This window comes from Nocardioides cavernae (genome assembly GCF_016907475.1).
Classification (GTDB): domain Bacteria; phylum Actinomycetota; class Actinomycetes; order Propionibacteriales; family Nocardioidaceae; genus Nocardioides; species Nocardioides cavernae.
This window is the reverse complement of the sequence record NZ_JAFBCA010000001.1, coordinates 2,768,894-2,794,880: the sequence shown is the minus strand read 5'-3', so window position 1 is coordinate 2,794,880 and position 25,987 is coordinate 2,768,894. Positions and strand designations below refer to the sequence as shown.

The 25,987-nt window shown below is 71.9% G+C and carries 29 protein-coding genes; 12 read left to right on the top strand and 17 right to left on the bottom strand.

Features of this window, described 5'->3' with window-relative positions; translation table 11 throughout:
- Positions 1-3 precede the first annotated feature (3 nt).
- Together JOD65_RS13205 and cobA are read right to left on the bottom strand one after the other, a co-directional pair.
- Complete coding sequence (locus JOD65_RS13205; protein WP_191197304.1) at positions 4-798, bottom strand: TrmH family RNA methyltransferase; 795 nt, start codon at positions 796-798, stop codon at positions 4-6.
- A gap of 46 nt (positions 799-844) precedes the next feature.
- Positions 845-2,080, bottom strand: a complete 1,236-nt coding sequence (gene cobA, locus JOD65_RS13200) for a uroporphyrinogen-III C-methyltransferase (protein ID WP_191197160.1) — start codon at positions 2,078-2,080, stop codon at positions 845-847.
- A gap of 49 nt (positions 2,081-2,129) precedes the next feature.
- On the opposite strand from cobA, the gene JOD65_RS13195 reads away from it, so the two are divergent.
- The 5 genes from JOD65_RS13195 (at position 2,130) to JOD65_RS13175 (ending at position 6,169) form a co-directional block, all read left to right on the top strand.
- Positions 2,130-2,651 (top strand): YbhB/YbcL family Raf kinase inhibitor-like protein, encoded by a 522-nt coding sequence (locus JOD65_RS13195; protein ID WP_191197161.1) that lies wholly within the window; start codon positions 2,130-2,132, stop codon positions 2,649-2,651.
- Between the two features lie 334 nt (positions 2,652-2,985).
- A complete protein-coding gene (locus tag JOD65_RS13190) occupies positions 2,986-3,510 on the top strand; it encodes a CAP domain-containing protein (RefSeq protein WP_191197162.1) in 525 nt (174 codons plus the stop codon).
- 70 nt (positions 3,511-3,580) lie between these two features.
- The gene (locus JOD65_RS13185; RefSeq protein WP_307821150.1) at positions 3,581-4,393 is read left to right on the top strand and encodes an ABC transporter permease; all 813 of its coding nucleotides are present in this window, start codon (positions 3,581-3,583) and stop codon (positions 4,391-4,393) included.
- Positions 4,386-5,198: an ABC transporter permease gene (locus tag JOD65_RS13180; protein WP_191197163.1), complete on the top strand. Its 813-nt coding sequence runs from the start codon at positions 4,386-4,388 to the stop codon at positions 5,196-5,198. The genes JOD65_RS13185 and JOD65_RS13180 overlap by 8 nt, the downstream gene beginning before the upstream one ends.
- 2 nt (positions 5,199-5,200) lie before the next feature.
- The gene (locus JOD65_RS13175) at positions 5,201-6,169 is read left to right on the top strand and encodes an ABC transporter ATP-binding protein (protein WP_191197164.1); all 969 of its coding nucleotides are present in this window, start codon (positions 5,201-5,203) and stop codon (positions 6,167-6,169) included.
- Positions 6,170-6,172: 3 nt separating this feature from the next.
- Here the strand turns inward: JOD65_RS13175 and JOD65_RS24050 are convergent, their stop codons facing one another.
- Positions 6,173-7,324: a PP2C family protein-serine/threonine phosphatase gene (locus tag JOD65_RS24050; protein WP_191197165.1), complete on the bottom strand. Its 1,152-nt coding sequence runs from the start codon at positions 7,322-7,324 to the stop codon at positions 6,173-6,175.
- Between the two features lie 76 nt (positions 7,325-7,400).
- Between JOD65_RS24050 and JOD65_RS13165 the strand changes: the two genes are divergently transcribed.
- Entirely contained in the window at positions 7,401-8,393 is a 993-nt protein-coding gene (locus tag JOD65_RS13165; protein WP_224748163.1) for an alpha/beta hydrolase, read from the top strand.
- Positions 8,394-8,494: 101 nt separating this feature from the next.
- Here JOD65_RS13165 and JOD65_RS13160 read toward each other — a convergent pair whose 3' ends face one another.
- The 6 genes from JOD65_RS13160 to JOD65_RS13135 form a co-directional block, all read right to left on the bottom strand.
- Positions 8,495-9,439, bottom strand: a complete 945-nt coding sequence (locus JOD65_RS13160) for a calcium/sodium antiporter (RefSeq protein WP_191197166.1) — start codon at positions 9,437-9,439, stop codon at positions 8,495-8,497.
- A 24-nt stretch (positions 9,440-9,463) separates the two neighbouring features.
- Positions 9,464-9,973 carry a hypothetical protein gene (locus JOD65_RS13155; RefSeq protein ID WP_204811161.1) on the bottom strand — a complete coding sequence of 170 codons (510 nt, stop codon included), beginning with the start codon at positions 9,971-9,973 and terminating at the stop codon, positions 9,464-9,466.
- 86 nt (positions 9,974-10,059) lie between these two features.
- Positions 10,060-10,821 carry a sulfite exporter TauE/SafE family protein gene (locus tag JOD65_RS13150; RefSeq protein WP_191197167.1) on the bottom strand — a complete coding sequence of 254 codons (762 nt, stop codon included), beginning with the start codon at positions 10,819-10,821 and terminating at the stop codon, positions 10,060-10,062.
- Positions 10,818-11,966, bottom strand: a complete 1,149-nt coding sequence (locus JOD65_RS13145) for an SPFH domain-containing protein (protein WP_191197168.1) — start codon at positions 11,964-11,966, stop codon at positions 10,818-10,820. Before JOD65_RS13145 ends, JOD65_RS13150 begins: the two co-directional genes overlap by 4 nt.
- Before the next feature lie 71 nt (positions 11,967-12,037).
- Positions 12,038-12,499, bottom strand: coding sequence for an NfeD family protein (locus JOD65_RS13140; protein WP_191197169.1), 462 nt, complete (start codon positions 12,497-12,499; stop codon positions 12,038-12,040).
- A gap of 29 nt (positions 12,500-12,528) precedes the next feature.
- The gene (locus tag JOD65_RS13135; RefSeq protein WP_191197170.1) at positions 12,529-13,335 is read right to left on the bottom strand and encodes an ABC transporter ATP-binding protein; all 807 of its coding nucleotides are present in this window, start codon (positions 13,333-13,335) and stop codon (positions 12,529-12,531) included.
- Positions 13,336-13,413: 78 nt separating this feature from the next.
- Between JOD65_RS13135 and JOD65_RS13130 the strand changes: the two genes are divergently transcribed.
- Positions 13,414-14,124 (top strand): Rv1486c family protein, encoded by a 711-nt coding sequence (locus JOD65_RS13130; protein ID WP_191197171.1) that lies wholly within the window; start codon positions 13,414-13,416, stop codon positions 14,122-14,124.
- 15 nt (positions 14,125-14,139) lie between these two features.
- Here JOD65_RS13130 and JOD65_RS13125 read toward each other — a convergent pair whose 3' ends face one another.
- Both JOD65_RS13125 and JOD65_RS13120 read right to left on the bottom strand, forming a co-directional pair.
- Positions 14,140-14,496 (bottom strand): VOC family protein, encoded by a 357-nt coding sequence (locus JOD65_RS13125; RefSeq protein ID WP_191197172.1) that lies wholly within the window; start codon positions 14,494-14,496, stop codon positions 14,140-14,142.
- A 31-nt stretch (positions 14,497-14,527) separates the two neighbouring features.
- Positions 14,528-14,953, bottom strand: coding sequence for a DUF805 domain-containing protein (locus JOD65_RS13120; RefSeq protein WP_204811159.1), 426 nt, complete (start codon positions 14,951-14,953; stop codon positions 14,528-14,530).
- A 226-nt stretch (positions 14,954-15,179) separates the two neighbouring features.
- Here JOD65_RS13120 and serB point away from each other — a divergent pair, with 226 nt between their 5' ends.
- The gene (gene serB / locus JOD65_RS13115) at positions 15,180-16,397 is read left to right on the top strand and encodes a phosphoserine phosphatase SerB (protein WP_191197174.1); all 1,218 of its coding nucleotides are present in this window, start codon (positions 15,180-15,182) and stop codon (positions 16,395-16,397) included.
- On the opposite strand, the gene JOD65_RS13110 is transcribed toward serB, so the two are convergent.
- Both JOD65_RS13110 and JOD65_RS13105 read right to left on the bottom strand, forming a co-directional pair.
- Entirely contained in the window at positions 16,387-17,175 is a 789-nt protein-coding gene (locus JOD65_RS13110) for a putative protein N(5)-glutamine methyltransferase (RefSeq protein ID WP_191197175.1), read from the bottom strand. The genes serB and JOD65_RS13110 overlap by 11 nt on opposite strands.
- The gene (locus JOD65_RS13105; RefSeq protein ID WP_191197176.1) at positions 17,172-17,717 is read right to left on the bottom strand and encodes a SixA phosphatase family protein; all 546 of its coding nucleotides are present in this window, start codon (positions 17,715-17,717) and stop codon (positions 17,172-17,174) included. The genes JOD65_RS13110 and JOD65_RS13105 overlap by 4 nt, the downstream gene beginning before the upstream one ends.
- A gap of 33 nt (positions 17,718-17,750) precedes the next feature.
- On the opposite strand from JOD65_RS13105, the gene JOD65_RS13100 reads away from it, so the two are divergent.
- Genes JOD65_RS13100 through JOD65_RS23355 form a run of 3 tightly spaced genes read left to right on the top strand, consistent with a single transcriptional unit; the run spans position 17,751 to position 21,876 of the window.
- Complete coding sequence (locus JOD65_RS13100; RefSeq protein ID WP_191197177.1) at positions 17,751-18,731, top strand: cyanophycinase; 981 nt, start codon at positions 17,751-17,753, stop codon at positions 18,729-18,731.
- Positions 18,728-21,514 carry a cyanophycin synthetase gene (cphA, locus tag JOD65_RS13095; RefSeq protein WP_191197178.1) on the top strand — a complete coding sequence of 929 codons (2,787 nt, stop codon included), beginning with the start codon at positions 18,728-18,730 and terminating at the stop codon, positions 21,512-21,514. The genes JOD65_RS13100 and cphA overlap by 4 nt, the downstream gene beginning before the upstream one ends.
- Complete coding sequence (locus JOD65_RS23355; protein WP_191197179.1) at positions 21,511-21,876, top strand: cupin domain-containing protein; 366 nt, start codon at positions 21,511-21,513, stop codon at positions 21,874-21,876. The genes cphA and JOD65_RS23355 overlap by 4 nt, the downstream gene beginning before the upstream one ends.
- Before the next feature lie 102 nt (positions 21,877-21,978).
- On the opposite strand, the gene JOD65_RS13085 is transcribed toward JOD65_RS23355, so the two are convergent.
- From JOD65_RS13085 to JOD65_RS13070, 4 genes are all read right to left on the bottom strand, one after another.
- Positions 21,979-23,679: a Mur ligase family protein gene (locus JOD65_RS13085; RefSeq protein WP_191197180.1), complete on the bottom strand. Its 1,701-nt coding sequence runs from the start codon at positions 23,677-23,679 to the stop codon at positions 21,979-21,981.
- A 19-nt stretch (positions 23,680-23,698) separates the two neighbouring features.
- Positions 23,699-24,469 carry an enoyl-ACP reductase FabI gene (fabI, locus tag JOD65_RS13080; RefSeq protein ID WP_191197181.1) on the bottom strand — a complete coding sequence of 257 codons (771 nt, stop codon included), beginning with the start codon at positions 24,467-24,469 and terminating at the stop codon, positions 23,699-23,701.
- A gap of 45 nt (positions 24,470-24,514) precedes the next feature.
- Complete coding sequence (fabG, locus tag JOD65_RS13075) at positions 24,515-25,243, bottom strand: 3-oxoacyl-[acyl-carrier-protein] reductase (RefSeq protein ID WP_204811526.1); 729 nt, start codon at positions 25,241-25,243, stop codon at positions 24,515-24,517.
- A gap of 82 nt (positions 25,244-25,325) precedes the next feature.
- Positions 25,326-25,538, bottom strand: coding sequence for a dodecin (locus JOD65_RS13070; RefSeq protein ID WP_191197183.1), 213 nt, complete (start codon positions 25,536-25,538; stop codon positions 25,326-25,328).
- Positions 25,539-25,614: 76 nt separating this feature from the next.
- Between JOD65_RS13070 and JOD65_RS13065 the strand changes: the two genes are divergently transcribed.
- A complete protein-coding gene (locus JOD65_RS13065) occupies positions 25,615-25,905 on the top strand; it encodes a DUF3099 domain-containing protein (RefSeq protein ID WP_191197184.1) in 291 nt (96 codons plus the stop codon).
- The last annotated feature ends 82 nt before the right edge of the window (positions 25,906-25,987 follow it).

Below are 25,987 nucleotides of genomic sequence, written 5' to 3'. Positions count from 1 at the left end.
GTCTCAGCGTCGGGCGGCGGCGTAGCAGGCCACGGCGCTGGCGGCCGCGACGTTGAGGGAGTCGATGCCGGCCGCCATCGGGATCACGGCACGGCGGTCGGCCGAGGCCTCCCAGCGCGACGACAGGCCGTGCCCCTCCGACCCCAGCACGAGGGCGAGGCGGTCGACTCCGGCGACGGCCTCCTCGATGGGCAGCGAGTCGGGCCCGAGCGTCAGCGCGACCGTCGTGAAGCCGCGGCGGGAGAGGTCCGGCAGGGCGTCGTACCAGTCGGGGACCCGGGTCCACGGCGTGGAGAACACCGCACCCATGCCGACCTTGATCGAGCGGCGGTAGAGCGGGTCCGCACATCGTGGTGCGAGCAGCACGGCGTCGAAGCCCAGGGCGGCGCCGGACCGGAAGACCGCGCCGACGTTGGTGTGGTCGACCAGGTCCTCGAGCACCAGCACCGAGCGTGCCCCGGCGAGCACGTCGTCCACGGGCGGGAGGGGCCGCCGGCGCAGCGACGCCAGCGCGCCGCGATGGACGTGGAAGCCGGTGACCTGCTCGATGAGCGCCTCGGACAGCACGTAGCAGGGCGCGGAGCTGAGTTCGAGCACGTCGGCGAGCCCGTCGAGCCACCGCGGCGCCATCAGGAACGACCGCGCCTCGTGGCCGCCCTCGATCGCGCGGCGCACCACCTTCTCCCCCTCGGCCAGGAAGAGCCCGTGCTCGGCCTCCAGGCTCTTGCGGAGCTCGACGTCGCGCAGGTCGCGGTAGTCGGCCAGGCGCGGGTCGCCGGGATCGTCCAGCTCGACGATCGCGCCCGGCGCGCCTGCCGTGACTGTCTGGTCGGTCGGGTCGGGGTCAGCCACGCCCGTAGTGTGCCGGACGCGCCACGGCGACGACCTCGCCCACCACGATGATCGCGGGCGGGACGACGCGGTGGGCGGCCACGTCCGCGGCCAGCGTGCCGAGGGTGCTCAGGACCGTGCGCTCGGTCGGCATGGTGCCGTCCACGATGACGGCCACGGGAGTGGCCGCGTCGCGCCCGCCGGCGAGCAGGGCCTCCGCGATCGCGGGCGCGTTGTCGACCGCCATCAGCAGGACGAGGGTGCCCCGGAGGCCGGCGACCGCGTCCCACGCCACCAGCGAGTCCGGATGGCCGGGCGGGAGGTGCCCGGAGATGACGGTGAACTCGTGGGCGACCCCGCGGTGGGTCACCGGGATGCCGACCCGCGCCGGGACGGCGATGGCCGAGCTGAGCCCCGGTACGACGGTGACGGGTACGTCGGCGGCCGCGCACGCCAGCAGCTCCTCGTAGCCGCGGCCGAAGACGAAGTTGTCGCCTCCCTTGAACCGCACCACCCGCTTGCCGGCGCGCGCCCGGTCGATGATGACCTCGTTGATCGTCTGCTGCGAGGCGGACCGACCCCGTGGCAGCTTGGCGACGTCGATCAGCTCGACGTGAGGCCCGAGCTCGTCGAGGAGCTCACGTGGCGCCAGCCGGTCGGCGACCACGACGTCGGCGGTCGCGAGGGCGTGGCGGGCCGCGACCGTGACGAGCTCCGGCTCGCCCGGTCCACCACCCACGAGCACGACGCCAGGGCTCCGGTCGAGCGCGTCGGACGCCGTCAAGTGCCCGTCGCGCAGCGCGGTGACGATGTCGTCGCGCAGCGAGGCCGACTTCCTCGGCTCGCGGTTGCCGAGCACCCCCACGGTCACCGTGCCGTGGTGGCCCACGGCCGGGGTCCACGCAGTGCCGCCGAGCGCGTCGTCGGCGCGGACGCAGAAGGTGTGGCGGGCGTCGGCGGCCGCGACCACGCGCGCGTTGACCGCGGGGTCGTCGGTCGCGGCGACGACGTACCAGGCGCCGTCCAGGTCGGTCTCGGTGAACTCGCGCAGCACGAGCGTCAGCTCGCCCTTGAGTCCTTCCAGCGCCGGAGTCACGTCGAGGCTGACCACCGTGACGTCGGCGCCGGCGCCGAGCAGGCCCGAGACGCGGCGCTGCGCGACGTGCCCGCCGCCCACGACCACGACCTTGCGACCGGTGAGCACCAGCCCCGCCAGGTAGGGATGGGGGGCGGCACCGCGATCGGTCATGCACCGATTGTCCCTTTCGGGCGCGCAGGCGGGTGGCTACGTTCGAGGAATGAGCATCGAGCGACCCGTGGCCCCCAATCCCTACGACTACCTGCCGGCGACCGACTCCTTCACCGTCACGAGCGAGGACGTCACCGACGGCGCACCGCTGAAGGACGACCAGGTGGCCGACCGCGGCAACACCTCACCGCAGCTCAGCTGGTCGGGGGCGCCTGATGGCACCCAGTCCTACGTGGTGACCTGCTTCGACCCGGACGCGCCCACCCCGAGCGGCTTCTGGCACTGGAGCCTGGTCGACATCCCGGCCGACGTGACCTCCCTGCCCGCCGGCGCGGCCTCGGGAGACCTGCCGGGCAACGCCTTCCACGTCCGCCACGACGGCGGTGCGGCGGGGTTCATGGGGGCGGCACCGCCGGAGGGCGACCACCCGCACCGCTACTTCTTCGTGGTGCACGCGGTGAAGGACGCCACGTTGGGCGTCGACGCGGACGCCTCCAACGCGGTGGTCTCCTTCAACCTGGCCTTCAAGACCCTGGGACGCGCGATCCTGCACGGCACCTACCAGCACTGACCGGACCGGGCGCACTGCCACCGCGCGCCCCACCTGTCACACCTGTCCCTCAGATCCCACCAGACCCGTGTTCTGGACCGAAAGGTCCAGACCACGGGTCTCTTTTTGCGCGTTCTCGTCATGGCGAAAGCATCAAGCCGCTTTCATCAGTGCTGATCGAACTCAGCGATCTGCACGCCAAAACTTGATGAAACCTTCCGCATGCAGCGCGGGTCGCTGCTGCGGGCTCGACATTCGGCACATGACCTACTTATGGTCAATCCCTAGTTCCAAAAGATTCCATCAAGATCTGCCCGCGCCCCCGAACCGCGGATCTTCCCCGGAGGACACCCCCGTGCAGCACTCCCGCCCCCTCTCGCGCCTCGTCGGCCTCGGCGTCGTCGCCGCCGCCGTCGCCGCCGCGACCGCCGGTGTGCCCACCGCGGCCGGGGCCACCACGTGGGCCGTGCCCCGCGCCGCCTCCGCCGTCGCCGCCGACTCGAGCAGCGACCAGCTCGAGGACGCGCTGATGGTCCGGATCAACCAGGCGCGCGCCGAGCACGGACTGCGCAAGATCTGGAACTTCGACGTCTGCACCGACCAGCTCGCCGAGCAGTGGGGCGCCCGGATCGCCCGCACCGGGGTGCTGGAGCACCGCGACCAGCGCGAGGTCATCCGCAAGTGCGACAACTCCTGGGCCGGCGAGACGCTCGTCCGTGGCACGGACCTGAGCCCGGAGGCCATGGTCTCCCTGTGGCTCGACTCCCCCGGCCACCGGGAGATCCTGCTGAGCCCGCGCGCCAAGCGCGCCGGCGTCGCCATCACGCGTGACGCCCAGGGCCGCACGATCGGCGTGGTCAACCTCGTCCGCCACGGCTGAGGTGCACCGCACCCCTGCGATGTGAGACGATCCCCGGCCCCCTCGTGGGTGGGCCGGGGATCGAACACGCGTGAGGGGGAAGCCGGTGCTGCACGTCGCCGTCGCGACCCGAGCGTTCCGCCGATACTCCACCTACCGGGCCGCGACGCTCGCGGGGATCTTCACCAACTCGGTCTTCGGGATCATCTACTCCTACGCCTACCTCGCCCTCTGGGACGCGAACCCGACCGCCGGTGGCTACGACGCCCAGGACGCGGTGACGTACGTCTGGCTCGGCCAGGCGCTGCTGATGACGATCGCACTGTGGGGCGGCGGCACCACCGACGACCTCGCGGAGCGGATCCGCACCGGTGACGTGGCGATCGACCTCTACCGGCCCGTCGGGCTGGTGGGGTGGTACCTCGCCAGCGACCTCGGCCGGGCGGCGTACCACCTCCTCACCCGGGGGCTCGGGCCCACGGTCATCGGCTACGTCGTCTTCGACATCGCCCTCCCCTCCTCCTCGCTGACCGCGCTGGCCTTCGCCGTGTCGCTGGTGCTCGCGGTCGTGGTGAGCTTCGCGATCCGGTTCCTGGTCGCCAGCACCGCCTTCTGGTTGCTGGACCAGTCGGGCGTGAAGGTGATGAGCGGGGCCTTCGCGATCTTCTTCAGCGGGATGATGCTGCCCCTGGTGCTGTTCCCCGGGTGGCTCGGCACGCTCGCGCAGGCGCTGCCGTGGGCGTCGTACGTCCAGGTGCCCGCGGACATCTGGCTCGGCAAGCACACCGGCTCCGACCTCGTGGCTGCCCTCGGGTTCCAGGTGATGTGGGCCGTCGTCCTGCTGGCCGCGTGCCAGGGCGTGGTGCGCCTGGCCACGCGCAAGGTGGTGGTCCAGGGTGGCTGAGTCGGCGGCGGCGCTGCACCTGCGCTCCTACCTGCAGATCGCGTGGCTGTGGATCCGCGCGGCGTGGCAGTACCCCACCTCGTTCGTGCTGCTCGCCGTGGGCAACGGGCTGATCACCGCTCTCGACTTCGTCGGCCTGTGGATCATGTTCGCCCACCTCGACGACCTCGCGGGCTTCACGCTCCCCGAGGTGGCGCTGCTCTACGGCAGCGCCTCGCTCGCGCTGGCCGTCGCCGACACGGCGATCGGCAGCGTCGAGCGGATCGGCAGCTACATCCGCACCGGCCGGCTGGACCAGATGATGACCAAGCCGGTGCCCCTGCTCGTGCAGGTGTGCGCCGACCAGTTCACGCTGCGCCGGCTCGGGCGGCTGACCCAGGCCACCATCGTGTTCGGGTGGGCGTGCACCTACGTCGACTGGACCCCGGCGCGGGTCCTGGTGGCCGTGTCGATGCTGGTCAGCGGCGGGCTGGTCTTCTTCGGGCTCTTCGTCGGCTTCTCGTGCGTCCAGTTCTGGACGACGGACGCCACGGAGTTCGCCAACGCGTTCACCTACGGCGGCGCCACGGTGACGCAGTACCCGCTCAACATCTTCCCGCGCGAGGTGCTGGTCGGCCTGACGTTCGTGATCCCGGTCGCCTTCGTCAACTGGTACCCCTGCCTCTTCCTCCTCGGCCGCTCCGACCCGACCGGGATGCCCGAGGCGTTCCAGTTCGCCTCGCCGGTCGCGGGCGTGCTGACCATGGCCGCCGCCCTGCTCGTGTGGCGCTCCGGCGTCCGCCACTACACCTCCACGGGGAGCTGACCATGTCCGTCACGGAGCCACTCATCGACGTGCGCGACCTCGAGCGCACCTTCGACGTACGCCGCCGGGTGGAGGGGCGCCGCCGCCGGGTCCGCGACTCGGTGCTGGCCGTGCACGACCTGACGTTCTCCGTCGATGCCGGTGAGATGGTCGGCTACATCGGGCCGAACGGTGCCGGGAAGTCGACCACCATCAAGATGCTGACCGGGATCCTCGTGCCGACCGGCGGGCAGGTGCGGGTGGCCGGCCTGGACCCGAGCCGCGACCGCCTCGAGCTCGCGCGTCGCATCGGGGTGGTCTTCGGCCAGCGGTCGACGCTGTGGTGGGACCTCCCGCTACGCGACTCGTTCGACCTGCTCCAGAAGATGTACCGGATCACGCCGGCGCGCTACCGCGACAACCTGGACCGGTTCGTCGACCTGCTCGACCTCGGCGACCAGCTCGACACCCCGGTGCGTCAGCTCAGCCTCGGCCAGCGGATGCGCGGCGACATCACCGCGGCGCTGCTGCACGACCCCGAGGTGCTCTACCTCGACGAGCCGACGATCGGCCTGGACGTGGTGAGCAAGGGCCGCCTGCGCGAGTTCCTCCGCGCGCTCAACGACGAGCGCGGCACCACCCTCGTCCTCACGACCCACGACCTGCAGGACATCGAGGCGTTGTGCGACCGGGTGATCGTGATCGACCACGGCACGTCGGTCTTCGACGGCCCGCTGGCCGGGCTGCACGAGCAGGGCGGCTCGACCCGCACCCTGGTGGTGGACCTGGTCGACGAGGCGCCGCCCATCGAGGTGCCCGGTGCGGTGGTGCGACGTGTCGAGGGACCGCGCCAGTGGCTGTCGTTCCCGGCCGAGGCGAGCGCCGCGCCGGTCGTGGCGGCCGTCGCAGCGTCGTACGACGTCGCGGACCTCTCGATCCAGGAGCCCGACATCGAGGACGTCATCCGCGAGCTCTACTCGCGGGGTGCCTGAGCCTCAGACACCGAGGCTGCGGGCCCGGTCCGAGTCGAGCTCGGGCGACGTGAGCGGCTGCCGCTCCAGCACGAGCAGGGCGCGGTCGTCGTCCCCACGAGGCACCTTCTTGAGCACGCGCTTCGGCATGCCGGTGAAGCCGCGGGTCTCGACGGCCTGGAGGGCGGCGTGCCGCAGCCAGTCGATGCCCGCGTCGAGGTCGCGGTCCGCGGACTCGATGACGCCGTCGGTGTAGAACATCAGCGCCTCACCGGGGCGCAGCCGCCCGCGGCTCGGGGTGAACTCGGCGTCGTCGATCACGCCGAGCGCCATGCCCCGCGCGTTGTCGATGGCCCATCCCCGCTGGCTCAGGTGCCAGTGCAGCGCCGGCGGGTGTCCGGCGCTGGTGATCGTGTAGTCGCCGGTGACCAGGTCGATCTTGAGGTGCACGGCCGTCGCCAGCGACTCGTCGGACTCCTGGCGCAGCAGGAAGTGGTTGGCCGCCGCCATCAGCTCGGCCGGAGGCAGGGCGCCGATCAGGCCGCCGAGCGCGCCGGCGAACTGCAGCGCCTGCGGGCCGACGGAGGTGCCCTTGCCGCACACGTCGACGAGCGCCATCTCCAGCCACCGCCCCTCGCGCAGGTCGGCGACGAGGAAGTCGCCGGCATAGCTGGGGCCGTTGGCCGTGATCGTGGCGGACTCGGAGCGCCAGCCGTTGGGCAGCGGCGGGACCACGCCCTGGCGCTGCAGCCGGTCACGGAGCTGGGTCAGCACCGCCTCGCTCAGCGCCATCGGCAGGCCCGACCGCTGGCGGCTCGACTGGTAGATCGCGAGCAGCACGCCGACGGCGAGGGTGAGCAGTGCCGCCTCGCGGCTCGGGGTGGCGAAGCCGGTCTGGACCGACGTCCAGTAGGCGGCGGCCCCCAGCACCACGGTGAGCAGGAGCAGCGGCACGAACCGCAGCAGCATCAGGCCGAGCATGAGGACGAGGAACCACAGGGACACCGGGACGACGACCTGGGCCAGCTCGCCGATACCCACGGCCGCGCCGACGAGGGCGACGAACACCAGCAGGAGGAACGCCTGGCTGCCTCGTGAGCCGGTGCGCCAGCCCTGGACGCGCTGCTGGACGTACGACGTGACGCCGCGAATCACCGTCCCCACAGCACTCGACACGGCCAAAGGGTAGGGCTCGACAGACCTTCACCGACGTGGAACCGGGAAAGTCAGCGGCGATCGATAGGCTCCTCACATGCCTCTGGTCCCGCTGCAGGCCGACATCCTCGGACCTGACTTCCGGGTGGAGACGATCTCCCTCCCGCCCGACCCCGAGGGCCCCGTCGTCGCGACGCTCGTGACGCTGGCCCCCGAGCACCCCAACGGACGTGCCGTGCTGCACGTGCACGGGTTCGCCGACTACTTCTTCCACACCGAGTACGCCAGGTGGTGGGCGGACCGGGGCTACGCGTTCTACGCCCTCGACCTCCGCAAGTACGGCCGGTCGCTGCGGGACCACCAGACGCCGCACTACGTCGCCGACCTCGGTGAGTACTTCGCGGAGATCGACCTGGCGTGGTGGCGGATCACCCAGCGCGACGGGCACCGCGACGTCATCGCCTCGGGCCACTCGACCGGGGGCCTGACGGTCCCGCTCTGGGCGAAGGAGCGCCGGCCGGCCGAGCTGACGGCGATGGTGCTCAACTCCCCGTGGTTCGACATGCAGGGCGCCGCGTGGCTGCGCAGCCCCGCGACGCGGCTGGCGATCGAGCGGCTCGGCACCAGCCGACCGATGCAGGAGATCCCGCGCCGGATCAGCAACGTCTACGGCCGCTCGCTGCACCACGAGCACGCCGGCGAGTGGGACTACGACCTCGCCTGGAAGCCGCTGGACTCGCGCCCGATCTACGTCGGGTGGCTGCGCGCCGTACGACGTGGCCACGCGCTCCTGCACGCCGGGCTCGACATCGACTCCCCCACCCTCGTGCTGTCCTCCGCGCGGTCGTGGTTCGGCGAGCAGACCGAGGAGACCGCTGCCACGCACGACATCGTGCTCGACGTCGAGCAGATCCGCCGCTGGGCCTCGTCGGTCGGCACCCACGTCACCTCGATCGCGGTCGAGGGCGCGATCCACGACGTCGTCCTCTCCCGACCCGCCGTGCGCGCCCAGGCGTACGACGTCCTCGGCACCTGGCTCGAGGCATGGGTGGAGAAGGTGCCGGAGCCGGCGACGGGTGATGGCTCCTAGGGCGACGGTCGGAAGTCGCGCGTCGGTGGAAGCGACGCTGACTCGAGCCTTGCTCGTTCCTGGTGCGAGTGAACTTCGACCCAGGGCCGTCTCGCCGCCGATCAGGCGCGCACGGCGATCAGCCACGTCACGTAGCCGACGTACGCGGCCACGAACAAGGCCCCCTCGGCCCTGCTGATCCGAGCGCCCGTCACGAAGACGGGCAGCGTCGCGAGGGCCGCCGCCAGGAGGAGCACGAGGTCCGAGGCGAGCACCTCGTCCGGGATCGGCAGTCCGTCCGGAGCGACGACAGCGGTGAGACCGAGGACGAACGCGATGTTGTAGGTGCTGGAGCCGACGAGGTTGCCGAGTGCGAGGTCCCGGTCGCGACGCAGCGTGGCCATCAACGTGGTCACCAGCTCCGGAGCCGAGGTGCCGATCGCCACCACGGTCAGGCCGGTGACGGCGTCGCTCACGCCGAGCGACGCGGCCCCCGCCACCGCGCCCTCGACCAGCAGCTCCGCCCCCACCACGACCGCCACGATCCCGATCACCAGCCGGACGACCGCCGCACCGACGCCCGGACCATCCGGCGTCCGAGGAGGCGGCTCTCCCCCGCGTTGCTGCCGTTCGCGCGCCACCAGCAGGACCGTGTAGACCGTGGCTCCGAGGAGGAGCACGCACCCGTCGACCCGGTCGAGCGCGCCGTCGAGCGAGAGCAGGAACAGGGCCACGGCCGCTGCTGTCATGGCCGGCAGGTCGAAGCGCAGCGTCCGGGACTGGAGCACCACCGGGACCAGGAGCGCGCTCAGACCGAGGATGAAGAGGATGTTGACGAGGTTCGTGCCGACGATGTTGCCGACCGCCAGCCCCGGGCTCCCACTGATGGCGGCGTCGATGCCGACCGCCAGCTCCGGCACGCTGGTGCCGAGCGACACGACGGTCAGCCCGACGAGCATCGGCGAGACACCGAACCAGGCAGCCAGCCCCGTGCCGCCCCGGACCAGCACCTCGGCGCCGGCCAGCAGCACGACCAGCCCGGCGACGACCAGCAGGACGCTCGACATCGCCCGACGCGGGTCAGGCCGAGGTCAGTCCGCCGCGCGGGTGTCGCGCTTGGCCTGCCGGCGGTCGCCCGCGGCGCGTGTGGAGGCGTCCCGTTTGAGGCCGCCGGTCGTCTTCTTCACGCCCCGCGGCCGCGACATCTCGGTCACGTCGGACCCTGCGTCCGGCGCCTCGGCCTTCGGACCGCCTCCTCCGGAGCGCGCGGCGTCCAGCCGGGACGCCTTGAGCTCCGCCGCGGCCCGGGCGGCATGGACGGCGACCTGCCGGCTCACCGCGGCGAGGGCGCTCTCGAACACCTCCGCCTTGCCGCGATCGCGCTGGTTCTTCGGATAGCTGAACCCGCGGCCGCCGCGCTTGACGACGCCGCCGCTGGCACCGCGGCGGTACATCGTCACGTACTTGGCTCGCGCGCGACGGACTCGAGCGTGGAGCGCGAGCAGCTCCTCCTCGTCGAGCTCGGCCAGCGCCGGCCGCGTCGTCTCCGCGACGAGCCTCTGCTCCGCGTTCGTCATCGAGCCGAGTAGCGCCTTGTTCATGGCATTCCTCCCGCCGGTCGCCCGGGCACGGGCGTCCCTCTGCGCCATCCTGCCGCAACAGGCAGGCATCTGGCATCCCGCGCGGCTCAGACGAGCAGCGCCACGAGCGCGACGACACCGACCGTGGCGATGACGGCGCGGAGCAGGACGGGTGGCAGGCGTCGCCCGACGGTGGCACCGATCTGGCCGCCGATCACGGAGCCGATGGCGATCAGGCCGGCGACGGTCCAGTCGATGTCGGCGACGGCGATGAAGACCAGCGCGGCGACGGCGTTGACGATGAGGGCGAGGACGTTCTTGGTGGCGGTGTGCCGCTGCATCGAGTCGGCGACCCCGATGCCGAGGATCGCCATCAGCAGCACGCCCTGGGCCGCCCCGAAGTAGCCGCCGTAGACGCCGGCTGCCGCGACCGCCGGCCACACCCACCACACGCCGTGGTCGGGGATGCCGCCGCGCGACTCGGCGCGAGCAGCGACGGAGCGTTGGATCCGCGGACCGAGGACGACCAGCACCACCCCGAGCGCGATGAGCGCGGGGACGATCGCGTCGAACGCGGACGAGGGCAGCCACAGCAGGAGCAGCGCGCCGGCGACACCCCCGAGCAGTGACGCCGCCCCCAGCCGGAGCACGCGGGCCCCCTGCCCAGCGAGCTCACGGCGGTAGCCGAAGACGCCGGACATGCTGCCCGGGACGAGCCCGACGGTGTTGCTGACGTTGGCGGTCACCGGGGGTACGCCGAACGCGAGGAGGGTCGGGAACGTGATCAACGTCCCCGACCCCACCACGGTGTTGATGGTGCCGGCCGCCACTCCTGCGAGGGCGATCAGCACCGCTTCGGTCGGACTCACTGGCCGGCGGGTGCTCCCGGCTCAGTGGGTTCGGCGCCCGGGTCGGTGGCGGTCGCGTCCGGGTCGATCGATCGCGCGGCGCGGCCAGGGTTGGCGGCGCTCTCGGCCGCGGCGATCGCCTGCTGCACGGCCTCGTTGGTCGCCCGCATCTCCGGGTCCGCCGCCGCCGAGCTCGGCAGCTGAGGCTCGGTCGGGCCCATGTCCACCCGGGTGCGCGGCGTGGCGTCCTTGGGGATGCCGGCGATCTCGTGGATCGACGAGCCCAGGCCCTCCATCGCCTTGGTGATCTCGGAGGGGATGACCCACACCTTGTTGGCGCTGCCCTCGGCGATCTTCGGCATCATCTGGAGGTACTGGTAGGCCAGCAGCGACTGGTCGGGCTGGCCGTCGTGGATGGCCTGGAAGACCGTCTGGATCGCCTGTCCCTCACCCTGGGCGCGCAGGATCTGCGCCTCCCGGTCGGCCTGGGCACGCAGGATCTGCGACTCGCGGTCACCCTCGGCGTTGAGGATCTGCGACTGCTTGGAACCCTCGGCGGTGAGGATCGCGGCCTGGCGCTGGCCCTCGGCCGTGAGGATCACGGCACGCTTCTCGCGGTCGGCGCGCATCTGCTTCTCCATCGAGTCCTTGATCGACGGCGGCGGGTCGATGCCCTTGAGCTCGACACGGTTGACGCGGATGCCCCATTTGCCGGTGGCCTCGTCGAGGACGCCCCGCAGGCCGGAGTTGATCGAGTCGCGACTGGTGAGCGTCTCCTCGAGGTCCATGCCACCGACGATGTTGCGCAGCGTGGTCATGGTGAGCTGCTCGATCGCCTGGATGTAGTTGGCGATCTCGTAGGTCGCGGCGACCGGGTCGGTGACCTGGAAGTAGATGACCGTGTCGATCGAGACGACGAGGTTGTCCTCGGTGATCACGGGCTGCGGCGGGAACGACACGACCTGCTCGCGCAGGTCGATGAGGTAGCGCAGCCGGTCGATGAACGGGATGACGATGTTGAGCCCTGCCGGGAGCGTCCCCTTGTACTTGCCGAAGCGCTCGACGATGCCCGCGCGTGCCTGGGGCACGATGCGGACCGTCTTGGCGAGCATGACGACGACGAACAGGACGACGAGCAGGAGCAGGACCAGTAGTGCAGTCCCCATGGGTTCCCCCCGATCTTGTGGGTTGCTGTGGCTGGCGGTGGAGCAGTCGTGAGGCGGCGTACGACGCCGGGTCAGGGCTCGAGCGTGCCCACCGGGTGGACGTAGGCGGTCGCGCCCTTGATCTGGAAGATCTCGACGGTCTCGCCCGGTGCGATCCTGAGGTCCTCGTCGTAGGGCAGCGCCGACCAGACCTCGCCGGCCACCTTGATGCGACCCGGCGCCAGGCCGGTGATCTCCTGGGTGACGAGCGCGCGGGTGCCGACCAGCTTGCCGTGCCCGAGCGCGAGCTCGGGACCGCTGTGGAGCCGCTTGACGAAGGCCGGCCGGACGAAGGCCAGCATGGCGATGGACGCGGCCAGCGCCGCGAGGATCTGCACGAAGACCGGCAGGCCGATGATGGCGGCGACCATCCCGATCACGGCTCCCGCGGCGAGCATCGCGAGGATCAGGTCGAGGCTGAACATCTCCGCCACACCGAGCACGATCGAGAGACCGAGCCAGGTCTCCCAGAGGTGGTCGCGGATCCAGTCCATGGCCCGACCCTATCCAGTGGGGCGTGACGTCAGGCGTGAACGACGCGCTCGGCGGGGCGTCGGCGCGCCGCGAAGCGGTCGTCCGAGCGGCTCAGCAGCAGCGGCATCGCGAAGGTCTCCGACAACGACTCGGCGGTGACCACGTCGTCGACCGGCCCCGAGTCGACGACCCGGCCCTCGCGCAGCAGCAGGGCGTGGGTGAAGCCGGGCGGGATCTCCTCGACGTGGTGCGAGACCAGCACGGTCGCCGGGGAGTCGGGATCGAGGGCCACCTGGGACAGCGTCGCCACCAGGTCCTCGCGCCCGCCGAGGTCGAGACCGGCGGCCGGTTCGTCGAGCAGCAGCAGCTCGGGGTCGGTCATGAGCGCCCGGGCGACCTGCACCCGCTTGCGCTCGCCCTCGCTCAAGGTGCCGAAGGTGCGCTCGGCCAGGTGGTCGGCCCCGACCTCCGCGAGCAGCGCGGCGGCCCGGTCGTGGTCGAGGTCGGCGTACTCCTCGCGCCAGCGGCCCAGGACGCCGTAGGAGGCGGAGACGACGACGTCCTTGACCAGCTCGGACCGCGGGATGCGGTCGGCGAGCGCGGCGCTGGTGAGGCCGATGCGCGGGCGCAGCTCGAAGACGTCGGTCGTGCCGAGCACCTCGTCGAGGATCCCGGCGACCCCCGAGGTCGGGTGCAGCTGCGCGGCGGCGACCTGGAGCAGCGTCGTCTTGCCGGCGCCGTTGGGCCCGAGGACCACCCAGCGCTCGTCCTCCTCGACCAGCCAGCTGACGTCGTCGAGCAGCAGCGACTGGCCCCGGCGCACCGTGACCCCTGCGAACTCGATGACGGCGACCATGCGCGTCACCCTATCCAGCACCGGCCACGGCGCGGCCCCGGACACGGCGGTGCGGGACGGCGAGTAGCCTCGCCCGCGATGTCGCGCACGCACCTCGCCCTCCCCCACTCGGCGACCCTCGCCTGGTGGCTGACCGCCTGGCTGCGCGGGCACGAGCAGACCGACCACGTGCTCGACGCGCTGGCCGACGACACCCACCTGCTGGCGGGCGGCTCGACGCTCGACCTGCTGGTGCGCGCACGGGGCACCGGGGCGTCGTACGCCGGACTGGCACTGCCGGTCGACGGCGATCCGCTGGGACTGGGCGGCCCGCGCGACTTCAACAGCGCAGCGCTCGAGGCGGGTCAGGCCGTCGTGGTGGGCGACCTGGGCCTGGTGCCCGAGGAGCAGGGCGAGACGGTGCAGTGGCAGCCCCTGGAGGCGTCGCGCCGCCAGCTGCCGGACGTCGGCGAGGCCGACCGCACCCTGCGCGGCGCGCTCCTCGACGCGGCGGGCGACCTCGCCGACCTCGACGTGGCGAGGTGGCGGCCCGAGGCCGCCGACGCACTGATGAACCTGCACCACCGTCCCTCGCTCGACGCCCCGCTCGGCACCCCGCCGCGGTGCGTCGACCTCGCCGCGCGCGGCCTGCAGGCGTGGGCGATCGTCGACCTGGCCCTCGTCGACGACGGCGGCGCGCTGTCGTCGTACGAGGTGGAGCGGCGTCGCGACCTCCTGCAGCCGCTCGGCCGCGCCGCCCGGCGCGCGATCGTGGCAGCCTGCTCGCCCGAGGTGTGGCCCGACCGCTGAGCGGCCCTCGGGCCGCTACGTCGTCGCCCAGACCCCCAGCACGTTGCCGCTCGGGTCGCTGAACTCGAACCGGCGCCCACCGGGGAACTCGTAGGGGCCTGTCGTGACGGCGCCGCCGGCCGCTTCGACCGCGACCACCGTGGCGTCGAGGTCGTCGGAGAACAGCAGGACGAGCGGTCCGCCCGGTCCCGGTGTCCCGGTGCCGTTGAGACCGCCCACCTCACCGTCGCCGGACGCGGCCCGGATGCCGGAGTAGGTGGGACCGTAGTCGTTGAACGCCCAGCCGAACGCCTGCGCGTAGAAATCGCGCGCCGCGGCCATGTCGGAGACGTTGATCTCGATGTAGTCGATGGTGTGGTGGGACCGGCTCATGCCACGAGGCTAGGACGGGCCACCGACACCGTCAGCCGCCGTACTGGCCGCTGCCGTAGGCCGGCGGCGGGTAGTCGCCGGGGTGGCCGGTCGGTCCCGTCTTGGGGTTGGGCCCGTACTGGTTGTCGGCCTTGGAGTCCGTGCAGAACCACACGAGGAGCAGGATCCAGCCGATGATCGGGATGAGGCCGATGAGGATCCACCAACCGCTGCGGTCGGTGTCGTGCAGCCGGCGCACGGCCACGGCGAGACTGGGCAGGAAGAACGCCAGGCCGACGACGGTCTGGATCAGTCCACCGGTGGTCGCGCCGTCGTAGTCGGTGCCGAGGACGGCGTCGATGATGCTGGCCGCAAGGCTGACCAGGAACGAGAAGAGCGCGAAGTACCAGTACTCGGAGCGTCGCGCGCGGCCCGAGAAGTCGACGTACTTGGACAAGCACGTGCGCACTGCCGTCATGAAGTCCATGGAAACCCCCGGTTGTCGGGCGGCTCCGAGGCCCGGACCGCCTCCGGCAACAACGTAGAGGCCCGGACCGCCTCCGGCAACAACGTAGAGGCCCGGACCGCCTCCGGCAACAACGTAGGGGACCGGGCCGACGCCCGCCAGCACCAAGTTGAGGTACTGCCCGATGCGCGGACCCGGCGGCGGGCCGCGCGGCACCGCGACTAGCCTTCGACGCACGATGGAAGACGAGCCGAAGACCCTCCTGGTCACCCTCACGGGCAAGGACCGGCCTGGCGTCACCTCAGCGATCTTCGCCGCGCTCGCCGCAGCCGGCGTCGAGGTCATCGACATCGAGCAGATCGTGCTCCGACGGCGGCTGGTGCTCGGCATCCTCGTCACCGCGCCCCGGGACTGGAAGAAGCTGCGCGACACCATCGAGCGCACCGCCGCCGACCTCGACATGAGCGTCGAGGTGGACCGCGGTGCGGGCGACAACCGCAGTCGGCGCGGCGAGCGCTCGCACATCACGATCATCGGCAACCCGCTCAAGGCCTCGGCGATGTCCGCGATCGCGGGCCGGATCGCCGACTCGGGCGCCAACATCGACAAGATCGAGCGGATGGCGCGCTACCCCGTCACCGCCATCGAGCTGCACGTCTCCGGCGCGCCGGCCGAGACCCTCCGACCGCTCCTCTCGGTCGAGGCCGTCAAGCAGGGCATCGACCTCGCCGTCCAGCGCGACTCCCTCCACCGTCGCGGCATCCGGCTGATCGTGATGGACGTCGACTCGACCCTCATCCAGGGCGAGGTCATCGAGATGCTCGCCGCCCACGCCGGCCAGGAGGTCGAGGTCGCCCGCGTGACCGAGGCGGCGATGCGCGGCGAGCTCGACTTCGAGGCGTCCCTGCGCGAGCGGGTCGCGCTGCTCGAGGGCGTCCCGGAGTCCGCCCTCGACGAGGTCTACGAGTCGATCGTGCTCGCGCCCGGAGCCCGCACGATGGTGCGCACGCTGCGCCGCCTCGGCTACCGCTTCGCGATCGTCTCCGGTGGCTTCACCCAGATCACCGACCGCCTCGCCGCCGACCTCGGCATCCACTTCGCGCGCGCCAACGAGCTCGAGGTCGTCGACGGCCGCCTCACCGGTCGCATCGTCGGCGAGGTCGTCGACCGGGCGGGCAAGGCGGCGGCCCTGCGCGAGTTCGCCGGCGAGGTCGGCGTACCCCTCGACGCCGTGATCGCCATCGGTGACGGCGCCAACGACCTCGACATGCTCAACGCCGCCGGGCTCGGCATCGCCTACAACGCCAAGCCGATGGTCCGCGACGCCGCCGACACCGCCGTCAACGTCCCCTACCTCGACGCGATCCTCTACCTGCTCGGCATCTCGCGCGAGCAGATCGAGGAGGCCGACGCGGCGGTGGGCATCACGACGCCCGCGCCGCCGCTCATCGGCTGACGCCGTCGGGGCGTACGCCGACCGCGACGCACCCGCCGACCTCGTCGTCGGTCCCGACCCACGTCGCGAGCCCGGCCGCCTCCATCGCGCCGGTCGTGAGTCCCGCCTGTCCGGGGCTGGTCTCGATGAGCAGCACTCCCCCGGGCGCCAGCCAGCGGGCGGCGTCCGCCGCGAGCCGCCGGTGCAGGTCGACGCCGTCGGCGCCGCCGTCGAGCGCCACCAGCGGCTCGTGGTCGCGGGCCTCCGGCGGCATGTCGGCCACCCGGTCACTGGGGACGTAGGGCGCGTTGGCGGCCAGGACGTCGACGCGGCCGACGAGGCCGGTCGGCAGCGCGTCGTACAGGTCACCGAGGTGGAGCGCCGCGGACGGCGCGTTGGACCGCGCGCAGCCGAGGGCCGTCGCGCTCACGTCGGACGCGTGCACCTCGGCGTGCGCGCCCTCGAGGCTCGCGGCCACCGGCGCCACGCCGCAGCACATCTCGACCACGACGGGCCGTCCGTGGCCCGCCGGGACGGCACGGGTGTGTTCGAGGGCCCTCCTCGCCAGGAGCTCGGTGCGGCGTCGGGGCACGAAGACGCCGGGCGCGACCAGCAGCCGCCGGCCCAGGAACTCCACCCAGCCGAGCACCGTCTCGAGGGGCTCGCCGGCGACACGACGTACGACGAGGCTCTCGAGCTCGTCGGGCGACACGGCAGCCGCGACGAGCAGCGCCGCCTCGTCCTCGGCCCACACGCAGCCGGCAGCGCGAAGCCGCGCCACGACGTGCGGATCGCTCACGCAGCCCCGACGTGGAAGGCGTCGAGCCGCGCCGTGCCGGGACCGAGGTCGGCCCAGCGCCCCTCGACGGTGAAGACCGCGACGGCCGACGTCGGGAAGCCGCGCGTCAGCATGGCGGTCGTCGCCTCGCTGTCGCCCTCGCCGTCGTCGACGAGCTCGGCCAGCGATCCCATGGTCGGGTTGTGGCCGATGACGACCAGGGTCCGTATGTCGCCGGCGACCTCGCGCAGCAGGTCGAAGGCCGAGTCGGTGCCGGCGGCGTAGAGGGCCTCGGAGAAGACGACGATGCCCTCGTCCCACCCGGCGCCGGCGGCGACCTGCTGCCACGTCTGCTGCGTGCGGAGCGCGTCGGAGACCAGCGCGGCATCGGGCTCGACGCCGTGGTCGCGCATCCAGCGGCCGACCGCCTCCGCGTCGCCCATCCCACGCTCGGCCAGCGCACGCACGTGATCGGTGCTCGCACTGTGCTCGGCCTTGGCGTGACGCATGACGACCAGTCGGCGCGAACCCGCGTCCGACGTCTTCCCCACAGACTCCTGCATTCCCTCACCCTTCCAGCCGCTAGCCTGCCTGTCATGCCCAGAGGACCACTCATGATCATCGGGGGCGCCGAGGACAAGGTGCGCAAGCCCACCATCCTCAAGCACTTCGTCACGCTGAGCGGCGGCAAGGACGCCCGGATCGCCGTCATCCCGACCGCCTCCTCGCTCGGACGCGAGGTGGTGGACGTCTACGACGCGCTCTTCACGAAGTTCGGCGCGGCCAGCGTGGACGCCGTACGTCCGGAGTCGCGCGACCAGGCGCACGACCCGGTCCTGGTGAAGACGCTCGACGAGGCCACCGGGATCTTCATGACCGGCGGCAACCAGCTCAAGCTGTCCTCCATCGTGTGCGGCACGCCGGTAGGCGAGGCGATCCTGAGAGCCCACGAGCGCGGAGCGGTCGTCGCCGGCACCTCGGCGGGCGCGAGCATCCAGTCCTCGCACATGGTCGCCTTCGGCGTCGGCGGGGCCACGCCCAAGCAGCGGATGACGCAGGTGGCGGCCGGCCTCGGCCTCGTCGACATGGCCGTCATCGACCAGCACTTCGACCAGCGCAACCGCTACGGTCGGCTGCTGATGATCGTGGCCCAGAGCCCCCAGCTGCTCGGCATCGGCGTCGACGAGGACACCTGCGGCCTGGTCGAGGACGTCGACGGCGACAAGGTCATGCGAGTCCTGGGCAAGGGCGCGGTGACGATCTTCGACGGGTCGCGCATGGTCTCCAACGCCTACGAGGCCACCCGGTCCTCGCCCCTGCTCGCCAGCGGGGTCGTGTTCCACACGCTGCCGGCCGGCACCGTGTTCGACCTGACCACCCGCGAGCTCCTGCCGCAGGAGCCGTCCATCCAACCCGAGGATGCCGACGAGCTCGCCGAGGCCGGCCGCGACCTGCGTCAGCTGGCCCGCGACATCGCCGCTGCCGACGCGACCCCCGCCGCGATCCGCCGACGCCTCAAGCTGCGCCGCGGCTCGGCCCCCCAGACCCCCACCTCCGACCAAGGAGTAGATGCATGAGTGAGCGACCCACGCCGGACCTGGAGATCGTCGAGACCCGCGTCTACCGCGGCGCCAACGTCTGGTCCTACGACAAGTCGATCCACCTCGTGGTCGACCTGGGCTCGCTCGAGCAGTTCCCCACCAACACCATCCCCGGGTTCACCGACGACCTGGTCGCGATGCTGCCCGGCCTGCGCGAGCACTCGTGCTCGCGCGGGCGCCGCGGCGGCTTCCTCGAGCGCCTCAACGAGGGCACCTGGCTGGGCCACGTCGCCGAGCACGCCGCGCTGGCCCTCCAGCAGCTCGTCGGCCACGACATCCGCCGCGGCAAGACCCGGCAGGTCAAGGGGCAGCCGGGTCGCTACAACATCATCTACGGCTACATCGAGGAGAACGTCGGCCTCACCGCCGGCCGCCTCGCCGTCCGGCTGGTCAACCACCTCGTCGAGGGCGACCCCGACTTCGACTGGGAGACCGAGCGCGACGACTTCATCCGTCGTGCCGAGCGCACGGCGTTCGGTCCCTCGACGCAGGCGATCGTCGACGAAGCGGTGTCGCGCGACATCCCGTGGATCCGGCTCAACCAGTACTCCCTCGTCCAGCTCGGCCAGGGCGTCCACGCCAAGCGGATCCGCGCCACGATGACCTCGGAGACGTCGTCGATCGCCGTCGACATCGCGTCCGACAAGGACCTGACGACCAAGCTGCTCGGCGCCGCCGGCCTGCCGGTGCCCAAGCAGGAGTCGGTCCGCACCGAGGAGGGCGCGGTCGCCGCAGCCCGCCGCATCGGCTACCCGGTCGTGCTCAAGCCGCTCGACGGCAACCACGGGCGCGGGGTGTGCCTCGACCTGCAGGAAGACGCCGACGTACGCGCGGCGTTCCCGATCGCGCACGACCAGTCGCGCCGCGGCAACGTCATCGTCGAGTCGTTCGTGACGGGCAAGGACTACCGCTGCCTGATCATCGACGGCCGGATGGTCGCGATCGCCGAGCGCGTGCCCGCGTCCGTGACCGGCGACGGCACGTCGACGGTGGAGGCGCTGGTCGACCTCACCAACGCCGACCCGCGCCGCGGGGTGGGCCACGAGAAGGTGCTGACGCGCATCAAGATCGACGAGGCGGCGGTCGAGGTGCTCGCCGACCAGGGGCACACCCTGGAGTCGGTGCCCGCCGAGGGCGAGATGGTCAAGCTCGCGCTCACCGGCAACATGTCCACCGGCGGCATCTCCATCGACCGCACCTTCGAGGCCCACCCGGAGAACGTCGAGATCGCCGAGGAGGCCGCCCGGATGGTCGGCCTCGACATCGCCGGCATCGACTTCATCTGCCCCGACATCACCGAGCCGGTCCGGGAGGCCGGCGGCGCGATCTGCGAGGTCAACGCGGCCCCGGGGTTCCGGATGCACACCCACCCGACGATCGGCGAGCCGCAGTTCATCGCCAAGCCCGTGGTCGACATGCTCTTCCCGCCGGGCGCCACGTCCCGGATCCCGATCGTGGCGGTGACGGGCACCAACGGCAAGACGACCACGAGCCGGATGATCAGCCACATCTTCAAGGGCATGGGCCGCAAGGTCGGCATGACGTCGACCGACGGCGTGGTCATCGACGAGCGGCTGCTCATCCGCGCGGACGCTTCCGGTCCCCGCTCGGCGCGGATGGTCCTGCAGAACCCGCGCGTCGACTTCGCGGTCTTCGAGGTCGCCCGCGGCGGCATCCTGCGCGAGGGCCTGGGCTACGAGCGCAACGACGTCGCCGTCGTCCTCAACGTGCAGCCCGACCACCTCGGCCTGCGCGGCATCGACACCGTCGAGCAGCTCGCCGACGTGAAGGCCGTGATCGTCGAGGCGGTGCCGCGCGACGGCCACGCCGTGCTCAACGCCGACGACCCGCTGGTGCGCGAGATGCGCCGCAAGTGCTCGGGCCAGGTCGTGTGGTTCTCGATGGAGGAGCCGGGCAGCGAGGTCCGCGACATGATCGACGCGCACTGCCGCCGGGGCGGCAAGGCGATCGTGCTCAACCCCAGCGACCGCGGCGAGATGATGGTGGTCATGCACGGCCGCCGCGAGATGCAGCTGGCCTGGACCCACCTCCTGCCCTCGACCTTCAGCGGCCGAGCCCGGATGAACGTCCAGAACGCCCTCGCCGCAGCCGCCGCCGCCTTCGCCGCCGGGGCCCCGCTGCACGACATCCGGCAAGGCCTGCGGACCTTCTCGACCAGCTACTACCTCTCCCCCGGCCGCCTCAACGAGGTCGAGGTCAACGGCGTCAACGTGATCGTCGACTACTGCCACAACGCGCCCGGCATGAAGATGCTCGGCGACTTCGTGGACCGCGTCGGCGAGTCGCTCGAGTCGTCGCACGACCTGGCCCGGCCCTCACGGATCGGCATCATCGCCACGGCCGGCGACCGCCGCGACCAGGACATGCGCGAGCTCGGCCAGATCGCGGCCCAGCACTTCGACGTGTGCATCGTCCGCGAGGACGTGGCGCTCCGCGGCCGCGAGCGTGGAGCGACCGCCCAGCTCGTCCTGGACGGCGTACGTGCCGCGATGGACGAGGGCGCACGCTGCAAGCAGGTCGAGCTCGTGCTGGAGGAGATCGAGGCCGTGCGCCACGCGATGAGCCGCGCCAACCGCGGCGACCTCGTCGTGGTGTGCGTCGACAAGCACGCCGAGGTGATGGCCGAACTGGAGAACTGGTCCGACGTCGCCCAGGCCGGCTCGACCACCAACCCCGACGCGCCCTCCGCCGACCCCGACTACACGCCTCCGGCGGACCAGGCGACGGGCGGCGCGTGAGGATCCTCGACCTGACGGACCTCCCGCACCGTCCGATCGAGGCGCACGGGAGCCGCGGCTTCTCCGTCGGCGCATTCGGCCTGAGCGCCGACGCCCACCTCGTGTCGGTCGCGCTCGCACCCGGCGGCGTCATCGGGAGGCACCCGGCCGTCGGCCGCCAGCTGCTCGTCGTGCTCGTGGGCGAGGCCGAGGTGGCGGGCGCGGAGGGCGTCGTACATCGGCTCGGCGCCGGCCAGGCAGCCGTCTGGGAGCCGGGAGAGCTGCACGAGACCCGGTCGGCGGGCGGCGTGTCGGCCCTGATCGTCGAGGGCGACCTCGACATCGGCGCGCCCGGTGAGCAGGTGGACCCGGGCGACACCTGACCCCGGCTCGAGCTTCCGTCGAGCGGTGCGTCAGGAACGTTCTGGACCCCGAAGAGGTGTCTCCCTCACCGCCGGTCGGCGTGGCGCCGTACGACGCGCCGGTCAGCGGTGTGCCGCCCGCACCTTCTGCGAGAGGACCTCGGGACTGTCGGGCGTGCCGCCGTGCTCGGCGATCCAGGCGTACGCCTCCTGCCGCTCGGCGTGGCACATGAGGCCGACGACGTCGCCCGGCTCGGCGCGCTCGACCAGGGCGGCGAGGCAGGCGACCTCGGTCGTGTAGGTGTCGATGTCGGTGACCCCCACCCGGGCGGCGCCGGCGCGGAGCAGGGCGTCGATCTCGTCCATGGTGCGGCCGCGGAGGTACCACTCCTTGTGGCCGATCGCGACGACGTCGCTGCCCTTGGCGCCGATCTCCCCGAGCGCGTCGATCAGCTCGTCGGTGCGGTCACCGACGGCGCCGAGGCCGAGCAGCAGGCGGGCGCCGGGACGTCGTACGCCCGACATGATCTCCAGCAGTGCCTCGAGCCCGGCCTCGTTGTGCGCGAGGTCCATGACGACCGACACGCTCTGCCCGTCGCCGGCGGGCAGCGAGAAGAAGTTCATCCGGCCCGGGTTGTGCTCGGCGTCGGGGAGGAACGACGTCAGTCCTGCGACCACGGCGTCGCGCGCGAGACCGATCGCGAGGGCGGCGGACGCGGCGGCGAGGGCGTTCTCGATGTTGAAGCGGGACAGCCCGGCCAGCGTCATCGGCACGTCGGCGAGCTCGACGAGCGGGTCGGGGTCGGCGCCCGGAGCCAGCACGGTGATCCAGCCGTCGATCACGGTGGTGGCCCGGCCGCCGTCGGTGAGCACCTCCCGCACGGCCGGCGAGTCGGGGTCGCGGCTGAAGATCCAGGGCCGTGCGGAGATCACGCTGCGCATCGCCAGCACCCGGGGGTCGTCGCCGTTGAGCACCGACCAGCCGTCCTTGCGGGTGATCCGCGGCACGACGGACTTCACCTCGGCGAGCTGGTCGACCGTGTCGATGCCCTGGAGCCCGAGGTGGTCGGCGGTCACGTTGGTCACGACCGACACGTCGTTGCGGCTGATGCCGATGCCCTTGAGCAGGATGCCGCCGCGGGCGGTCTCGGTCACCGCGAACTGCACGCCGTCGAGCCCGAGCGCCCGGCCGGCACCGGAGGGCCCGGAGTAGTCGCCGGCCTCGACGAGCACGCCGTCGCGGTAGATGCCGTCGGTGTTCGACCACCCGACGACCAGCCCGCTGGTGCGCGCGATGTGCGCGATCATCCGGCTGGTCGTGGTCTTGCCGTTGGTGCCGGTCACCGCCACCACGGGGATCGTCGGCGTGATGGTGCCGGGCCGGTCACCTCGGGGCGCTGCCGCGACCTCGGCCGCCGCAGCGCTGACGGCTTCCTCGACGTCGGGCGTGGGCAGGGCGTCGAGAGCGTGGGTGACGGCCCGGCCGAGCGCCTGCGCCCGGTCGCGGTTGCGCCACGGGAACGCCACGATGACCACGTCGGGGTTGCTGGTCGGGCGTACGCGGACGGCGAGGCGACGTGTTCCCGCCTCCGCTGCGATGGCCCGGACCAGCCGCTCGACGGCCCGCAGGGCGAACCGTTGCCGGAAGCCCGAGCCGGGCGCGCCCGGCCTGGTCGTGCGCAGGCCGATGCGTCGGGCGAACCGCAGGACGGCCTCCTCGCTCGCCTCGGTGATCGTCGAGACGTCGAGCGTCAGCTTCACCGCCGCGCGCGGGAAGTAGAGGTTGGGGCCTTCGAGGACGCGCAGCTCGACGAGAGAGGTCACGCGGGGAAACTACCGAACCTCAGAGGCCCATCGCGTGGAAGCCCCCGTCGACGTGCACGATCTCGCCCGTGGTCGCCGGGAAGAAGTCGCTGAGCAGCGCCACGACGGCCTGCGCGGTCGGCCTGTGGTCGGACTCGTCCCACCCGAGGGGCGCGCGGTCCTTCCACGCCGACTCGAGGTCCTCGAAGCCCGGGATCGCCTTGGCGGCGAGGGTCTTCAGGGGGCCGGCCGAGACCAGGTTGCAGCGGATGCCCTCGGGACCGAGGTCGCGGGCGACGTAGCGGGACGTGTTCTCCAGGGCCGCCTTCGCGACGCCCATCCAGTCGTACGCCGGCCACGCGGTGGTCGCGTCGAAGGTCAGCCCGACGATCGACGAGCCCGGCGACAGCAGCGGCTTGGTGGCGACGGCCAGGGACTTGAGCGAGTACGCCGACACCTGCACGGCCTGCGCCACGTCCTCCCACGGGCCGTCCATGAACTTGCCGCCGAGCAGCGTCTCCGGGTTGCCGTACGCGATGGAGTGGACGACGCCGTCCAGGCCGTCGACGTGCTCCCGGACCTGGTCGGCGAGACCCGCGAGGTGGTCCTCGTCGGTCACGTCGAGCTCGAGCACCGGTGCCTCCTGCGGGAGCCGCTTCGCGATGCGCCTGGTGATGCCGAGCGCGCGGCCGAAGTTGGAGATCAGCACCGTGGCGCCCTGCTCCTGGGCGACCTTCGCGGTCGCGAAGCCGATGGAGCTGTCCATCGTGACGCCGGCGACGAGGATGCGCTTGCCGTCGAGGATTCCCATGTCGTTGGACCTTTCGTCAGTGCTCGTGTCTCGCGGGAGGAAGGATCAGTGGCCCATGCCGAGGCCGCCGTCGACCGGGATCACGGCCCCGGTGACGTAGGACGCGCCGTCGGAGGCGAGCCAGGTGACCGCCGAGGCCACCTCGGCCGGTGAGGCGTAGCGGCCCAGCGGGACCTGGGTCTTGATGGCGCTCTTCTGCTCGTCGGTGAGCACGTCGGTCATGTCGGTCTCCACGAAGCCCGGCGCGACGACGTTGGTCGTGATCGACCGGCTGCCGAGCTCGCGGGCCAGTGAGCGCGCCAGGCCGACGAGACCGGACTTGGAGGCGGCGTAGTTGACCTGGCCGGCCGAGCCGAGCAGCCCGACGACCGAGGAGATGAGGATGATCCGGCCCCGGCGCAGGCGCAGCATGCCCTTGGCAGCGCGCTTGGTCAGCCGGAAGGTACCGGTGAGGTTGGTGTCGATGACCGAGGACCAGTCGTCCTCGCTCATCCGGAGCAGCAGGGTGTCCTTGGTGATGCCGGCGTTGGCGACGAGCACCTCGACCGGGCCGTGCGCCTCCTCGACCTGCTTGAAGGCTGCCTCGACCTGGTCGGCGTCGGTGATGTCGCAGCGCACGTCGAGCGCGCCCTCGGGCGCGCCGCCGTTGCGGGTGGTGACCGCGACCTTGTCGCCCTGGGCGATGAACGCCTCGGCGATCGCGCGGCCGATCCCGCGGTTGCCACCGGTCACCAGGACCGATCGTGGCTCGGTCGGGGTGCTGGATCCAGGAATCTCGCTCACGCTCCCCGACGCTAGTGATTACCGAGGGGTATCCGGAATCACGCCGCGACACCCGGGCGAAGCAAGGGCGTGATCACTCGTCCTCGAGGCGGAAGCCGACCTTCATGCCGACCTGGAAGTGCTCGACGACCCCGTCCTTGGCCTGGCCGCGGACCTGGGTGACCTCGAACCAGTCGATGTGGCGCAGGGTCTGGCCGGCGCGCTCGATGCCGTTGCGGATCGCCTGGTCGATGCCGTCGGGCGACGTGCCGACGATCTCCGTGACGCGATAGGTGCGGTTGGTCATGATGCCTCCTGGTCGACGGCTGTGCGGACCGTCCCCGGCCCGTGGTTCTGCGAGCCTAGCGGCGTAGACTCCGAGCATGGCCAAGTCCGATGCCGTGCGCATCACCACGGCTCGCAGCAGCGCCGCAGAGGACATGCGGTCGCGCCAGCGCCGTTACGCCATCTCGATGACGATCCGGCTCGTGTGCTTCGTGGGCGCGGTGGCGGTCGGTCCGGGGGTCCTGCGGTGGGTCCTGGTCGCCGCCGCCGTCTTCCTTCCGCTCTTCGCGGTGGTCATGGCCAACGCGAACGACCAGCGAGACGACGGATTCAGCCTGCCGACCAGCGGCGGCGCCCACGAACTGACGGCACACGACGGTGAAGACTGAGGAAATCCGACACGACACCGGAGTGTCGAAAGTTTGGTTTTCACCCAGTCACATGGAATGATCTTCATCGCTAGCGCAGCAT

What these genes read in the sequence shown, in the direction of transcription:
- cphA (WP_191197178.1), top strand. Translation starts at nt 18,728, where the DNA reads ATGAGTGAGCGACCCACGCCGGACCTGGAGATCGTCGAGACCCGCGTC.
- JOD65_RS13135 (WP_191197170.1), bottom strand. Translation starts at nt 13,335, where the DNA reads ATGGTCGCCGTCATCGAGTTCGCAGGGGTCACGGTGCGCCGGGGCCAG.
- JOD65_RS13155 (WP_204811161.1), bottom strand. Translation starts at nt 9,973, where the DNA reads ATGAACAAGGCGCTACTCGGCTCGATGACGAACGCGGAGCAGAGGCTC.
- JOD65_RS13120 (WP_204811159.1), bottom strand. Translation starts at nt 14,953, where the DNA reads ATGACGGCAGTGCGCACGTGCTTGTCCAAGTACGTCGACTTCTCGGGC.
- JOD65_RS13105 (WP_191197176.1), bottom strand. Translation starts at nt 17,717, where the DNA reads ATGCAGGAGTCTGTGGGGAAGACGTCGGACGCGGGTTCGCGCCGACTG.
- JOD65_RS13070 (WP_191197183.1), bottom strand. Translation starts at nt 25,538, where the DNA reads ATGACCAACCGCACCTATCGCGTCACGGAGATCGTCGGCACGTCGCCC.
- JOD65_RS13175 (WP_191197164.1), top strand. Translation starts at nt 5,201, where the DNA reads ATGTCCGTCACGGAGCCACTCATCGACGTGCGCGACCTCGAGCGCACC.
- JOD65_RS13165 (WP_224748163.1), top strand. Translation starts at nt 7,401, where the DNA reads ATGCCTCTGGTCCCGCTGCAGGCCGACATCCTCGGACCTGACTTCCGG.
- JOD65_RS13195 (WP_191197161.1), top strand. Translation starts at nt 2,130, where the DNA reads ATGAGCATCGAGCGACCCGTGGCCCCCAATCCCTACGACTACCTGCCG.
- JOD65_RS13160 (WP_191197166.1), bottom strand. Translation starts at nt 9,439, where the DNA reads ATGTCGAGCGTCCTGCTGGTCGTCGCCGGGCTGGTCGTGCTGCTGGCC.
- JOD65_RS13140 (WP_191197169.1), bottom strand. Translation starts at nt 12,499, where the DNA reads ATGGACTGGATCCGCGACCACCTCTGGGAGACCTGGCTCGGTCTCTCG.
- JOD65_RS13145 (WP_191197168.1), bottom strand. Translation starts at nt 11,966, where the DNA reads ATGGGGACTGCACTACTGGTCCTGCTCCTGCTCGTCGTCCTGTTCGTC.
- JOD65_RS13065 (WP_191197184.1), top strand. Translation starts at nt 25,615, where the DNA reads ATGGCCAAGTCCGATGCCGTGCGCATCACCACGGCTCGCAGCAGCGCC.
- cobA (WP_191197160.1), bottom strand. Translation starts at nt 2,080, where the DNA reads ATGACCGATCGCGGTGCCGCCCCCCATCCCTACCTGGCGGGGCTGGTG.
- fabI (WP_191197181.1), bottom strand. Translation starts at nt 24,469, where the DNA reads ATGGGAATCCTCGACGGCAAGCGCATCCTCGTCGCCGGCGTCACGATG.
- JOD65_RS13130 (WP_191197171.1), top strand. Translation starts at nt 13,414, where the DNA reads ATGTCGCGCACGCACCTCGCCCTCCCCCACTCGGCGACCCTCGCCTGG.
- serB (WP_191197174.1), top strand. Translation starts at nt 15,180, where the DNA reads ATGGAAGACGAGCCGAAGACCCTCCTGGTCACCCTCACGGGCAAGGAC.
- JOD65_RS13125 (WP_191197172.1), bottom strand. Translation starts at nt 14,496, where the DNA reads ATGAGCCGGTCCCACCACACCATCGACTACATCGAGATCAACGTCTCC.
- JOD65_RS13100 (WP_191197177.1), top strand. Translation starts at nt 17,751, where the DNA reads ATGCCCAGAGGACCACTCATGATCATCGGGGGCGCCGAGGACAAGGTG.